We start from the raw sequence: 12,628 nt of genomic DNA on the forward strand, positions 1-12,628 counted from the left end.
CACCGACAGGCCTCAACCCCCACTGACAGGAAGAACATCCATGTCCGCCGTCGAACTCACACCGCCCGAGGCCGCCCGCTGGGCCGCCCGCGCCGGACTCGACCTGCCCGCCGAGCGCCACGCCGCGGTCGCCGCGGTCGCCAACCACATCCACAGCGTCGTCTCGGTCCTGCGTGAGCTGGACTTCGCGGACGTCCCGCCCGCCGCCTACCACCCCGTACAGGAGAAGCACGATGCAGCCGTATGAGCTGTCCCTCGCCGCCGCCGCGGACGCGATACGGGACCGGCGACTGTCCCCCGTCGAACTGGTCGACTCGGTCCTCGACCGGATCGAGAAGGCGGAGCCGCACCTCGGCGCCTACGTCACGGTCACCGCGGAGCAGGCACGCCGGACCGCACGCGAAGCCGAACACGAAGCGGCGCACGGCCGCTACCGGGGACCACTGCACGGCATCCCGATGGGACTCAAGGACCTCATCGATGTCGACGGGATGGCCACCACGGCCAGCTCCCGGGTCCGTGCCGACCACCGCGCCACGGCGAACAGCACCGTCGCCGTGCGTCTGAGCACAGCCGGCGCGATTCTGCTCGGCAAGACCCACACCCACGAATTCGCGTTCGGCCTGACCACCCCTCAGACCCGCAACGCCTGGGACACCGGCCGGGTCGCCGGCGGCTCCAGCGGCGGCTCCGCGGTCGCCGTGGCGTCGGGCACCGCGACCTTCGCCCTGGGCACCGACACCGGCGGGTCGATCCGGGTGCCCGCCGCGCTCAACGGCGTCGTCGGCCTCAAGCCGACCTACGGTCTCGTCCCCCGTCACGGCGTCACCTCCCTGTCCTGGTCACTGGACCACGTCGGCCCGATCACCCGCACCGTCGAGGACGCGGCCCTGGTCCTGACCACGCTGGCCGGACACGATCCGCGCGACCCCGCTTCGCTCGCTCTGCCCGCCGTGGACTACCGGTGTGAGTTCTCATTTCTCTTGCGGTAGAGGGATCGCTCTGACCTGCGAGGATGCAGATGGCTGAGGGATGCCTCGCTATGCTTTCTCCGTGCGGATCAGGACCTTGAGCTGCAGTACCGCAGGCCTAATGAGAATCCCGCAGGTGTATTGAGAATTCCGGTAGCGGCCAGGGGTGTCTGCATGCCTTCGGCTGACGAACCCTTGCCGGTGGGCGTCTGTCGCGGACTGGGCATCAAGTGCTCCGACGCGTATAGAGCAGTGGCTGGGGGAGCGCAGATGCCCGCTCTGCGCCCTTGATCTTTGCAAGCTGGTCAGCGTCGGGCGGGCCCGAGAACGCCGTCGTTCAGCCCGACGGGCTTCCAGCGGTTGATGGGCTGGGCGCGGGGAGGGCTCGCGGGTGATGGTCTGCTCGTTGGCTGTGGTATGGCGGCCGCTCGAGTGGGAGACCGTGTTTCGTGCCTGACTTGCCTGCCCCGAGTTCGACGGGTGTTCGTATCGCCGGTGACCGGTACCAGTGGCTGGTCGCGTGGCAGGGTTGTGTCACGGCGGTGCGTGACGCGGCGCTGCGCGTGCCGAACCCGGTGGTGGCGGTCGGTGTTGAGGTGGACGGCGTGGGAAACGTGGATGACGTCGTCTTGTACCGCGAGGAGCCGCCGCACACCTACATGCAGGTCAAGTACGCCGCAGACAGTTCCTCACCCGTCAACGAGGAGTACTTGCTCAAGCCAAGCGACCAGGGCGGCCCGTCGATCCTGCACAAGGTGGCGCAGGCCTGGCAGCAACTCGTCGGGGACGGCACTCCGGTCGATCTTGCCCTGCTGAGCAACCGGTCCCCGGATGCCGGGGATCCGCTGATCTCACTCAGGGATTCCCGCACCCAGTTGCTCGTGCCGAAGGCGGCGCAGCAGGGACCGCGATCGAAGAAGGGACAGGCGCGCAGCCGTTGGGCCGCCGGTATCGGGCTGAGCGAGGACAGGCTGCTGGATCTGTTGAAGGTGCTGCGCTTCGACCTGGCACGGGACGTGATGCACCTGCATGAGCACTTGCAGATGCTGATGTTCGCTGCCGGGCTGCGGTTCGATGCGGAGGCCATGCACGCCGGCGCGGACTGGGTGGCCCGCCGAGTCGCCGATGGGCAGCGCAGGCTGTCCCTGGCGGACGTCAGGGAGGCGATCCGGTCTCTGCGTCTGGAGGCCGGCACGTCACGGGCGGTGCTTTCCGTCGCCACTTTGAAACCGGACCCGATGGCGGAGGACGCCGACTACATGGTGGACTGGGCGGACCGCTTCGAGGGCGCCTCGCCCTACGTGAAGCGGCGTCCGCTTGCCCCGGCGACCTGGTCGCAGTTGCAGGCGGACATCGAAGCGGCACCGTTTCGGATGCCGCCGGGCACGACCTCCATCGCCGTCACCGGCAGTCTGCGTCTGGCGCCCGCGTTCGTGGTCGGCGCGGCTTTCCGCATGGTGACTGGAGTCGACTTGGCCGTGGCCCAGCGCGGACAGGTCTGGTCGTCCGCTGCCGGGTACGACGCTGTGCTGGCCCCGGAGGTCGACGAGCACGCTCTCGGTCAAGGGCCGGAGCTCGCCGTGGCCATCGCGGTCGCCATCGACCCCACCGAGGATGTGCTGGACTTCCTGCGGGAGCAGCGCGTACCCGTCTCCCGGCTGCTGGTGCTGCGCCCGCCCGGTGGCGCCAAGGACAACTCCGTCCCGGATGCGGCGACGGCCAGCGCCCTTGCCGTCGGCATCCGGGATCTGCTGCGTCGTGCCTGCCGCGCGCATCCTGCGATCCACCTCTTCCAGGCTGGCCCGATGGGCTTGGCTCTGCTGCTGGGTAACCGGTGGAACCGCCTGCGCCCCACCATCGTGTACGAGGACGTCAACGCGCAGCAGGTGTATGAAAAGGCGTTCGTCGTCGACGCGTAAAACCCGCCTGCCTCTCCACCATCACGCTGCCCGGGTGAAGCCGTTGCTCAGCGCGCCTCGTGCAGGTCGTGGGGGACCAGGGTGAGGCGGTCACGGGCCGTCAGCCAGCCCAACGCGACAGCGTTCGGCAGCGGGCCATGGAATAACAGCAGCTCCTCCACTGGGGTGGCGTCGCCGAGTTGCGCTGCCCACTGCCGGCGTGCCGTCTGCCAGCACTCCCATATGTGGGTGGTGACGGCGGCATGGAGCGCGGACCGGGGCAGATTCCTGACCACCCCGACGCGCTGCCCCCGGCAGCCGGATCGGCGACAGGCACGGGACAGCACCTCACCCTGAAGATCAACGCGGTTTGATCCGAAGGGCGTTGTCAGTGGGGGCCCGTACCGTGGCAACGAGCAGCCATCGAACGTCCTTTTTCGACCGCGCACCACAGAGGTGCCGCGTCCAGGGCGTGCACCGAGCTGAACGGCGAGCCCGAGGAGGCACACCGCATGAGGATCGACGAGGCATTCGACGCGCTGCAGAAGACCGTCGACGAGGACATTGAGAAAACGAGACTGGCCCGCGGACGCCGGGACCTGTTCAAGGAGGCGCTGCTGAAAGAGCCCGACGTCCTCGAGACGTTCGGATCGGGCTCCTTGAGCCGCAGCACGCAGCTCAAGCCCATCCACGACGTCGACATCGTGGTCGTCTACGACCCGCACGAGCACCCTGGGTGGGGGAGCAGCGGGCCGAGCGCGGAGGAGGCCCTCGAGCACATCCGCTCCCAGGTCAACCGGCTGCTGAGCCAGAGCAAAGGCACCCACGCCACCGTGGTCCGACACACCCTGCTGCGCAACCACGCCGTCAAGTGCTTCCTCGACGACCCCGACGACCCGGAGGCCTTCACCGTCGACGTGATGACCGCGCTGCGGCAGCCCGACAACTCTCTGCTCATACCCGAGAAGCTCAGCGCCAGGTGGGTGCCGGCCAACCCCGAATCCCTGATCGAACTGGTCGCCGAACACCAGCGTTCCTGGCCATACTTCCGGCCGCTGGTCAGGCTGCTCAAGCAGTGGCGGCTCGACGCACCGGTCGAGGGACGCGTCAAGTCCCTCGTCATGGAGGTCCTCGCCCTGCAGTGCCTGCCCATGTCCGGCAACCGCTCCCAGGGGTTGAAGACGTTCTTCACCGCCGCCGCGACCCGGGTCAACGAGGGCGTGTGGGACCCGGCCGGTCTGTGCGGCGAGGTCCAGCCCGACCTGGACCGCCAGGGCCTGTCGGCTGCGTTCGCCAATGCCGCGGACCTGGCGGACCGGGCCTGCGCGGCGGCGGCCGAAGGCGACACCGGCGAGGCGTTGCGACTGTGGCAGGAGATCTTCGGCGAGGACTTCCCGGCGCCCGCCCCTGCTTCCAAGACCACCTCGCTGATCGGCGCGCCCGCGCTCATCACTCCCCGCCCCATCAGGGACGCACCCCAGGGATGACGACCGCACCTGCTCGCAGCACCCGCACTTCCATCACCTGGTGGGAGTGCGAACCCCGCCGACTGCGACGAGACCAGGAGGAGATCCCCGCCCACTTTCCCCACCTCGTCTTCAGCGACGAGGGAGCGGGAGGATGGGAGGGCATGCTGCCCCGCTGGCCGTTCGACCGGCCCGAGCCCGCCCACCTCACCGACTGGATCGGCGAGCGCGGCCTCCGGCTGCGCCTGGAATACGGCCAGGCCTACCCCATGGTGGCTCCCCGGATCTTCTCTCTGGACCCGCTGCCCGAACCGTTCGAGTGGACTCAGCACCGCTGGCATGTCAACGGCGACTCCAGCCTGTGCCTCCTGCGCGACGACGTATGGACGGGCCGCGAGTCCGTTGGCGACCTGCTGTTGAAGGCCGCCGGCTGGCGGATCGAGTACGCGCTGATGAAGCACCAGACGATCGAGGAGATGACCGGCAGCGGAATCGTCACCGACAGTCGCCTCGACCACTTCCTGGCCCAGTCCCCGACACCTGCGGACACCACCGGGCACGGTGAGCCGGACACCGCCGGGCAGGACGGTCCCGCGTGCTGATCCTCATCCCACAGGGCGCCGCGACCAGACTCCGCACTGCGGGCCCATCGGGCCGGCTGTCGTTGCGCATCAGCCGGCCCGACGACCTTGCCGTCGTGAGCGGCATCTCCGACGGAGCGGACGGATCCATCATCTCGGTGGATCCCGCACCCGGAAACCGGCTGCTGGCGGGCTGCGACTCCCTTCCCACCGGCTACTGGTACCGGGCCACCGGCGAACTGCACGCGCTCTGGTACCTCCTGCGAGTACGGCGCGGCACGTCCTTGAAGCTCGATGCGTTCAAGGACGCCGTACCCAGCGGTTTCAAGACGCCGGGCGATGGCGGCTATGTGGCCATCACCCACGCCCCCGGCGTGAAGGACGCGTTTCCCGAAAGCGGTTTGCCCGACCTCCTCGCCTGGCACGTCACCCGTGCGGGCATCCAGCCGCTTGAGGTGTCGGTCGAGCCCGAAGTCACCGGGGTTCTGCAGCTCGAGGGTCACTGGCCCGTCGAAGAACTCCGGAGCACCCGCGTCATGTTGATCGGAGCGGGGAGTATCGGCTCGGCCACCGCGCACGCGCTGGCCGGCTATGGCGTCGGCCACCTCACCCTCGTCGATCCCGACCGCCTCCAATGGCACAATCTCGTCCGACTGCTGATTCTCGCTTTGGTGTCGTGCGGGATTCTCGTTGGAGTGTTCTCAGGCTTGAGGTGTGATCTGTGCTTTTTGGGGCAAGGCTGCGCGATGAGTGAGGAGGTGACTAATAGTCATGTGAGAATGCCCAGCGCGTCGGAGTGAGAATCGCAAAAAGAAGTGGTGCTTGACCTGCGAGATTGCGATCTCGCTGGGGCGGTTTCGCCGGGCCGGTGGCGGGCGTCATCGGGGGCCTGGCTGTAGGGAGGCATCCCTGCTTTCGCAGGGTGGGTTCGATGTCGTGGTGGTCGACGGCGGAAACGCCGAGTCACCCCTGCTTGCGCGGGGCCGAGGCCATCCAGTCCGAGATCCTCAGTGTGGAAGGCGAGTCACCCCTGCTTGCGCGGGGCGGAGGCTTCGTGACCTGCATTGTAGCGGAGGTATAGGGGCCTGTCCTGGTTGGTCCGGACGTGTGATGACTGGGGTGTGGAGCAGGGGATTGGACTGTGGTGCAAAGGCGCGGGCTTGGAGTGTGTGCTGAATGGTGCGCTGTGGCTGGGGCGGCAGGCAGGTGATGATCACCGCCTTGCCGCTGGGGCGCTGCTGCGGGGGACTGTGCCGTACCTCGGTCGCTGCCAACCATGGCTCCACCGCCACGACTTCCGGATCTCAAGTGGTCGAGCTCGCTGGTATCTGCGGGTGGTTCCAGATATTGAGCACCGCGTTCACCTCCCTGCGGGGTGCCCAGCGCTGGCATAACCCCCTCACCTCGAAGAATAGGAAGACCACCGGCCACGACAGTGCTGCCGTGGCGATCGGATGACGTGCCCTCGGACACCCGATCCGGCGACGGACGGTACCGCCCCGCAGTACCAGAGCGATACTGCGGGGCATCGGACTGCCCAGGCCGGGCGCTGTGCCCGAGGGCGTGAGGAAGCCCGCCACTCCGTCACGGAGCGTGCACATGATGCACGTGGCCGAACGGAGGGCGTGTCCGGATGATCGTGTAAGTCCGTGATCTGAGAGTGTGGCGGGGTCTGTCTGGCCCCGTCCCTCCGGAAAGGCAAGATCGCGTGTCTGAGACCCACATACCTGAGCCTGCTGCCCGCGAGGCGGTCCCGGCCGAGCAGGTGGATGCTCTCCTCGAGCAGCTGATGGATTCGGCGGACGCCGCCGGTGCACGGCTGGCCGGCGAGGGCGGCCTGCTGCAGCAGTTGTCCAAGGCCCTGCTCGAGCGGGCTCTGCAGGCCGAGATGAGCGAACACCTCGGCTATGAGAAGGGCGATCCGGCCGGCCGCGGCTCGGGCAACTCCCGCAACGGCACCTCGGCGAAAACCGTGCTGACCGACGTCGGCCCGCTCGAGGTGGACGTGCCGCGGGACCGCAACGGAGACTTCGAGCCGCAGATCGTCCCGAAGAACGCCCGGCGGCTGTCCGGGTTCGACGAGCAGGTCCTGGCCCTGTATGCCCGTGGGATGTCCGTGCGTGACATCCGCTCGTATCTGGCGAAGATGTACGGCACCGACGTGTCGCCGGACCTGATCTCCAAGGTGACCGACGCAGTCAGCGACGAGATCACAGCCTGGCAGTCGAGGCCGCTGGACGCCCTCTGGCCGGTCGTCTACATCGACGCGCTCTGGATCAAGGTCCGCGACGGCAAGGTCGCCAACCGGCCCGTCTATCTCGCCGTCGGCGTCGACCTGGACGGCTGCAAGCACGTGCTGGGGCTGTGGATCGGCAAGGACGGCGAGGGCGCCCGCCAGTGGCTCACGATCCTCGGCGAGCTCAAGGCGCGAGGCGTCGACGATGTGCTCGTGGCCTGCTGCGACGGCCTGCCCGGACTGCCGGACGCCATCAACGCCGTCTGGCCCCGCGCCACGGTCCAGACCTGCGTAATTCACCTGGTCAGAGCGTCGCTCCGATATGCGTCGAAGGCCGATCACGGCAAGCTCGTGCCAGCCTTGCGCCGGATCTACACCGCGGCGACCGAGCAGGCCGCCGAGCAGGCCATGGAGGAGTTCACGGCCTCGGACCTGGGACGCAAGTACCCAGCCGTGGCCCGGACTTGGACCCAGGCATGGCAGGACTTCGTGCCCTATCTGGCGTTCCCGCCCGAGATCCGGAAGGTGATTTACAGCACGAACATGATCGAGTCGATCAACGCGCGGCTACGGAAAGTCACCCGCAACCGCGGGCACTTCCCGACGGAGCAGGCCGCAGTCAAGGTGCTCTACCTCGCCATCCGCGAGCTGATCGAGCCCAAGACCAGGAGCAAGACGCACGTCGCGCCGCACTGGAAGGCCGCGCTGAACGCGTTCTCGATCTACTTCCAGGACCGCATTACCCTCAACTAAACCCCTAGGACTTACACGGAGTGACTGACACGCCCCGAACGGAAGAATTGAGAACGCGGGCAACCAGTTGGGCATCCAAAACCGTTCGGGTGTCCGCAGTGAGCAGGCGTGGGTCCAAGACCCGTTCCTACTCAACTTACAAGGAACGGTTCTTGGTGAGCTGGCGCCGGGCCTGTTTGAGTGCTTGTGCGGTGCTGTGGTGGAACTGGTGGGCGGATTCCAGTGCCGTGGTGAGGGCGTGCTGGTCGTCTGGTCCGGTGCCGTGGCGGGTGAGGCGGCAGGCGTTGATCATGTTGGCTGCTGTCATGGCGGCGTTTTCCGCTGCCGGGGTGCAGGGGTCGCCGGGTTCTTCGTAGAGGGTGATGTCGAAGGCGGTTCTGACCAGTCGGAGGGTGAGCAGGCGCAGGCGTGCTTCTTCGGAGCGGGTGAGGGTGTGGTAGCCGCGGATGAGTGCGGTCAGCCCGTCGGGTGGGTCTGCTGCGGGGTCGGCGCGCACGGCGGCGTCGAGTTCTGCTTTGGCGAGGAGGATGCCGAGGAGCAGTGGGGCGTATTGCGGGCGTGGGCCGTGGGGGCGCCGGGCGTGGTCGAGGGTGGGGGCAGCGCCCAGTGCGGCCAGCGCCTGGTGCAGGGCCGCGGCGCTGGCCGGCCGGTGACCCGAGGACCGCGTCATGACGCCGGTGCCCGTTCATGCGGAGGGATCGTCGCTGTCATGTGGCGGGAGCGGCCGTGCGGCGGCGTCTTCTGGATTTCGTAGTTTTGACGGGCTGGGGCATCGAGGTGCCGAGGCTCCTGATCCTTTCGGACAGGCGCAGCATGTGGCCGATCTCCTCCTGGTACATCGTGAGGACCTCGTAGTTGGCGACGTCCTCGCCCAGGGGGTTGATCCAGCCGGTCAGCAGGCGGCGGAGTTCGGTGTTGATGCGGCGCAGCCGCCAGCCGACACTTTCGGCGATCTTCGTCGGGTCGGTGGTGAACAGGTATCCCTCGCGGAAGGCCAGGAATGCTTTGCCTTTTTCCATCGTGATGTGGTCACGGATGTAGCTCTTCAGGCGTGTGAACTGGCTTTCGGTGGCGTGGATCTTGCTGGTGATCTCTTGCTTGGTGACGATGACGTCCTCGCCTGCGTCTTCCAGGACCTGCCAGGCCATTTCGGCAAGGTGCTGAGTGGCGACGGGTGGGGTGCGCCGTGGCCGGGGCGCCTCCTTCGTCTTGCGTTCCGCAGTGGTCGCACGGGGTGGCATCGTTATTCATCGCCTTCGGAGAGGATGCGCGCCAGTTCCTCGTCCATGGTCTTTTCGCCCGTCGTCACGACGGTGTCGCACCAGTCCAGGGCCGCGCGGATGCGACGGTGGTTGTCCAGGACGGCGCGGACCTCGCGGTCGGTGAACTCCGCGACGTGGAGCTCGGGGATCAGGCGCTGCATCTCCACCAGGAAGGTCGTGCCCGTCCCGATCAGCTCGAGCACCTCGCTGGATGCCCTCGTGTAGTCCACGGCCGGCTCGCGGCGCCGCACCTGCTGTGTTGTGGTCTCTTCCCCCTCTTCTTCTTCCTCGTCATCCTCGTAGGCGGCTGCCTGGCGGGCTCCGGCGGCCTGCAGCCGCTGCTCGTGGTGGGCCCGGTAGAGGATGCGCTTGTTCGCGTCGTTGCTCATCACCCGGTGCGCGACGTCCGGCCGCTTGATCAGTTCGCCGACGGCCTCGGCGGCGTTGTCGTCCTGGTCCAGCAGGACCCGTACCCGGTCCAGTTTCTCGGCCTTGGTCAAAGGTCGGCTCGGAAGCCGCCCGGCATGGCTGAGGGCCTTGTCCTCCGTCCACTTCACGGTCCCCCGTGGCGGGTTACTGATCAGTTCGAAACGGTCATCGAGGGCGTCCAGCGCCCGGTGGATCGACCAGGACACATCCGGGGCGCGGTGCTCCGGCGGCCACTTGACGGCTACGTGCCGGTAGTCGATCAGGGTGTGGACATTGATGCCGATCTCGTCCGCGAACCTGTCGAGCACCGGGAACACGCCGCGCTGGCTGCTGTCGCCCGGGCGCTGGGACGGGACCATCTTCAGGGTGAGATCGCCGAGGCGGAACTGGATCTGTGTCTCTTCTTCCACCAGGCCTTTTCCCTGCTTGACGTAGTGCGCCCACTGGCGGTCCGTGAACCGCTGGGGGAAGGGGCTGGTGATCTTGCTTGCGGCCATGGTGCCTCCCACCAGGCGCGAAACTGCAGGTAGCGGGGCCGGGAAGATGAGGGCGACCATCCCCAGGCTCGCATTCCCGAACAAAATCGAACAAATATTTAATTTCATTGTGCCTCGGCCCCTCGGCCCCATCAAGCGCGCCCTGTACCCAGACCAGGGGCTTCCCAGCGCGCAGGTCCGAAAAGGGGCATCTGCCGGAACACCGTCCGGCGGACCCTCTGGGGCCGGATTTTCCCGCCTGCAGTGCTGCACATCCAGCTGCGTGAACCGGGCCGGAATCCGTGACGGCAGCGGGCGGATGCCTCGCGCGCCCACTTGAGTCCTGCCGGCCTGCGGCCGGGATGTCAGGGCCTCCGCCTACCCTGGTCCGGCAGGCTGACAGAGGAGGACATGCGTGGCATCCGATGGCATTGACCGGCGCGCCATTGAAAAGCTCATGAAGAACATGCAGCGCGAATTCGACAAGTACCCCATCAACGTTCCCCTGACTGCTGACGGGTCCGTGGTCCCGGCGGGAAGCACGGTCTACAACGGGCCGGTCTTTCACGGCAGTGCCGAAGGTGCCCAGCTTGCCTGGGGCAACACGAGCGTGGTGCAGACACAGAACCAGACGCAGCAGGTTGCTCCCGGATATGAAGGCATAGCGCAGGCGGTGACCGCGGCGCTGGAGAACCTCGATGCCGCCGGCCTGGCCGAGGAAGACAGGCAGGACGCCGAGGAAGCCGCCGGTGAAGTACTCACGGAAGTCACCCGGGCCGAGCCGGACCGTGGAAAGATCCGCCGCGCGCTGTCTGCCGTCAAAGGCGTGCTCGCCCCTGTGGCCACCGGCTTGGCCGCCGGTGCTGAGGAAGGCGCTCAGGAATGGGCGCGTACCGTGATCGAGCAGCTCAGCATCCCGTAGCAGACGCAATGGAGGATCCGCGGAGGGAAGGCCGGGCATGGCATGCGGGGTCTGGAATCCTGATAGCGCGCCACTTCCCTGATCTTGCGCTGTGTGACGGGGAAGCCGGTTTGTGTGTCCCCAAAACGGAGACTGTGCAGGGTAGGGAATGGCTTGCCCTGTGTAAGGAAGGAAGAGTCAGGGCTTGCTGGCGTCGGCCGGAGCCGGTCGGTCGGATGCGCGGGCTGTGCACACCCCGCTCAGGTGTGCGGTTCGGCGGGTCCCTGTTGCCGTAGGGCGGGGCATTGAAGAAGGTGGCTCCGGCTGGTCCTGAGTCACCCCCGCTTGCGCGGGGCGGACACCGAGTTCGGGTGGAGCCAGTACACCCCGTATGAGTCACCCCTGCTTGCGCAGGGCAGGTCGCAAGGCGCCTTCCACATCACGCGCATAGCTCGAGTCACCCTCGCTGACGCGGGGTGGACGAGGGAAAGCTCGCCTCGCTGATCGTGCCCGTAGAGTCACCCCTGCTGGCGCTTGGGAGAGGCGATGATGATCCACTTGTCGGCGTAGTCCGGCGAGTCACCCCTGCTGACGCGGGGCGGACGGGATTCCGCTCGGCTCGTTGCAGTGACCGCACGAGTCACCCCCTGCTTGCGCGGGGCGATGGTGTTGGCGCGCACCACACGGATCGGAGAGACGGAGTCACCCCTGCTGACGCTGGGAGAGCACGTCGGCTTTATGTCACCGCGACTCCGTACGAGGAGTCACCCCTGCTTGCGCAGGGCGGGCTCGTCGGCTGTATCTGACTGCGACGCCGCGCGTCGAATCACCCCTGCTGTCGCAGGGAAGGTGCGTCGGCTGTATCTCACTGCGACCCCGAAGGTCGAGTCACCCCTGACGGGTCAGGGTGTGGTGCCAAGGGTATGCAGCATTGTCTGGTGGGTCTCCCGTGTTGCTGCCTGCAGGATGCGGGAGCCGCCGCGGTGAGGCTGCGGCGGAGGGCGGGGCGGTGGTAAGCGTGATGCTGAGGCTGCGAGGTGGCCTGGTCCGGGGCTTGTCAGGGGGCTGGTTGTGGGCGTGGTGGAGGACGGCCGGTTCGGTGGTATCGATGTCTGCCCGTGGGGTGATGTCGATACCACGACGTTGACGGCGTATCCGTTGCTGTTTCGCATGATCGATGTCGCGGCGGTTGCGTCTGAGCTGTGGGACCGGTTCCTGGCGCCTGCTCAGCAGGCTCTGGTCGCCGAGGGGCTGGGGGTGCCGCCCGGGGAGGCGCGGTCGGCATCCGCGTTTGTGGCGGGGCTGCAGGGCATCGGGATGCTGGTGCCGTCTGTCCAGCGTGGTGTGCCGTGGGCGTGGGCGCGGCTCGGGGACGATCTGGCAGCGGACGCGGCGTCGGCCGGGGAGATCTCGGGTGAGCGGGCGTCGGCGCATATCGGCGTGGGACTGTTCGCACGGGCGGGGTTCGAGGTGGCGGGCAATGACAGCCCGGCAGTGCGGGCGGCGCAGATCCTGGGCGGGCACGGCGGCCGGTTCCTGCAGATCGATGTGGACCAGGGGGCGTCGCCGGGGCGGGTACGGGCCACGCTGGGCGGCCCCGCGTGGCGTTCTCTGCGTGAGCGGTATGCGCGGCTGCTGGGGCACCTGTGCGGGGC

The 12,628-nt window shown here is 67.6% G+C and carries 12 protein-coding genes and 2 pseudogenes; 10 read left to right on the plus strand and 4 right to left on the minus strand.

Going from position 1 to position 12,628, the window contains the following annotated elements:
* The first annotated feature begins 40 nt into the window (after nt 1–40).
* The 3 genes and pseudogenes from K6I34_RS18825 to K6I34_RS18835 all read left to right on the plus strand — a co-directional run bounded on the left by K6I34_RS18825 (nt 41) and on the right by K6I34_RS18835 (nt 2,890).
* The gene (locus K6I34_RS18825) at nt 41–247 is read left to right on the plus strand and encodes a hypothetical protein (RefSeq protein ID WP_229327448.1); all 207 of its coding nucleotides are present in this window, start codon (nt 41–43) and stop codon (nt 245–247) included.
* Nucleotides 234–965: pseudogene (locus K6I34_RS18830) on the plus strand (amidase); the annotation flags it as partial. The gene K6I34_RS18825 and the pseudogene K6I34_RS18830, both read left to right, overlap by 14 nt.
* A 455-nt stretch (nt 966–1,420) precedes the next feature.
* Entirely contained in the window at nt 1,421–2,890 is a 1,470-nt protein-coding gene (locus tag K6I34_RS18835) for an SAVED domain-containing protein (RefSeq protein WP_229327449.1), read from the plus strand.
* Nucleotides 2,891–2,937: 47 nt separating this feature from the next.
* On the opposite strand, the gene K6I34_RS18840 is transcribed toward K6I34_RS18835, so the two are convergent.
* Nucleotides 2,938–3,165: a hypothetical protein gene (locus K6I34_RS18840; RefSeq protein WP_229327450.1), complete on the minus strand. Its 228-nt coding sequence runs from the start codon at nt 3,163–3,165 to the stop codon at nt 2,938–2,940.
* 216 nt (nt 3,166–3,381) lie between these two features.
* Between K6I34_RS18840 and K6I34_RS18845 the strand changes: the two genes are divergently transcribed.
* The 5 genes and pseudogenes from K6I34_RS18845 to K6I34_RS18865 all read left to right on the plus strand — a co-directional run bounded on the left by K6I34_RS18845 (nt 3,382) and on the right by K6I34_RS18865 (nt 7,905).
* On the plus strand, nt 3,382–4,356 hold the full coding sequence (locus K6I34_RS18845) for a hypothetical protein (protein ID WP_229327451.1): 975 nt from the start codon (nt 3,382–3,384) through the stop codon (nt 4,354–4,356).
* A complete protein-coding gene (locus tag K6I34_RS18850; RefSeq protein ID WP_229327452.1) occupies nt 4,353–4,937 on the plus strand; it encodes a hypothetical protein in 585 nt (194 codons plus the stop codon). The genes K6I34_RS18845 and K6I34_RS18850 overlap by 4 nt, the downstream gene beginning before the upstream one ends.
* Nucleotides 4,931–5,716 carry a ThiF family adenylyltransferase gene (locus K6I34_RS18855; RefSeq protein WP_229327453.1) on the plus strand — a complete coding sequence of 262 codons (786 nt, stop codon included), beginning with the start codon at nt 4,931–4,933 and terminating at the stop codon, nt 5,714–5,716. The genes K6I34_RS18850 and K6I34_RS18855 overlap by 7 nt, the downstream gene beginning before the upstream one ends.
* Before the next feature lie 556 nt (nt 5,717–6,272).
* A pseudogene (locus K6I34_RS18860) lies at nt 6,273–6,553 on the plus strand (IS200/IS605 family accessory protein TnpB-related protein); the annotation flags it as partial.
* 152 nt (nt 6,554–6,705) lie between these two features.
* The gene (locus K6I34_RS18865) at nt 6,706–7,905 is read left to right on the plus strand and encodes an IS256 family transposase (protein ID WP_229327458.1); all 1,200 of its coding nucleotides are present in this window, start codon (nt 6,706–6,708) and stop codon (nt 7,903–7,905) included.
* A gap of 136 nt (nt 7,906–8,041) precedes the next feature.
* On the opposite strand, the gene K6I34_RS18870 is transcribed toward K6I34_RS18865, so the two are convergent.
* From K6I34_RS18870 to K6I34_RS18880, 3 genes are all read right to left on the minus strand, one after another.
* The gene (locus K6I34_RS18870; protein WP_229327454.1) at nt 8,042–8,575 is read right to left on the minus strand and encodes a hypothetical protein; all 534 of its coding nucleotides are present in this window, start codon (nt 8,573–8,575) and stop codon (nt 8,042–8,044) included.
* A 37-nt stretch (nt 8,576–8,612) separates the two neighbouring features.
* On the minus strand, nt 8,613–9,053 hold the full coding sequence (locus K6I34_RS18875; protein WP_229327455.1) for a hypothetical protein: 441 nt from the start codon (nt 9,051–9,053) through the stop codon (nt 8,613–8,615).
* A gap of 95 nt (nt 9,054–9,148) precedes the next feature.
* On the minus strand, nt 9,149–10,093 hold the full coding sequence (locus tag K6I34_RS18880; protein ID WP_229327456.1) for a DUF6192 family protein: 945 nt from the start codon (nt 10,091–10,093) through the stop codon (nt 9,149–9,151).
* A 394-nt stretch (nt 10,094–10,487) separates the two neighbouring features.
* On the opposite strand from K6I34_RS18880, the gene K6I34_RS18885 reads away from it, so the two are divergent.
* Together K6I34_RS18885 and K6I34_RS18890 are read left to right on the plus strand one after the other, a co-directional pair.
* A complete protein-coding gene (locus K6I34_RS18885; RefSeq protein ID WP_229327457.1) occupies nt 10,488–10,994 on the plus strand; it encodes a hypothetical protein in 507 nt (168 codons plus the stop codon).
* 1,050 nt (nt 10,995–12,044) lie between these two features.
* Nucleotides 12,045–12,628 (plus strand): HD domain-containing protein (locus K6I34_RS18890; RefSeq protein WP_308294026.1); only part of this gene is annotated, 584 nt, incomplete at its 3' end.

It is taken from the genome of Streptomyces sp. UNOC14_S4, from assembly GCF_020740835.1.
In the GTDB taxonomy this organism is placed as follows: Bacteria; Actinomycetota; Actinomycetes; order Streptomycetales; family Streptomycetaceae; genus Streptomyces.

Excerpts from the sequence above, each read along its gene's own strand:
- K6I34_RS18825 (WP_229327448.1), top strand. The coding sequence starts at position 41 with ATGTCCGCCGTCGAACTCACACCGCCCGAGGCCGCCCGCTGGGCCGCC.
- K6I34_RS18845 (WP_229327451.1), top strand. The coding sequence starts at position 3,382 with ATGAGGATCGACGAGGCATTCGACGCGCTGCAGAAGACCGTCGACGAG.
- K6I34_RS18850 (WP_229327452.1), top strand. The coding sequence starts at position 4,353 with ATGACGACCGCACCTGCTCGCAGCACCCGCACTTCCATCACCTGGTGG.
- K6I34_RS18865 (WP_229327458.1), top strand. The coding sequence starts at position 6,706 with ATGGATTCGGCGGACGCCGCCGGTGCACGGCTGGCCGGCGAGGGCGGC.
- K6I34_RS18870 (WP_229327454.1), bottom strand. The coding sequence starts at position 8,575 with ATGACGCGGTCCTCGGGTCACCGGCCGGCCAGCGCCGCGGCCCTGCAC.
- K6I34_RS18875 (WP_229327455.1), bottom strand. The coding sequence starts at position 9,053 with ATGGCCTGGCAGGTCCTGGAAGACGCAGGCGAGGACGTCATCGTCACC.
- K6I34_RS18880 (WP_229327456.1), bottom strand. The coding sequence starts at position 10,093 with ATGGCCGCAAGCAAGATCACCAGCCCCTTCCCCCAGCGGTTCACGGAC.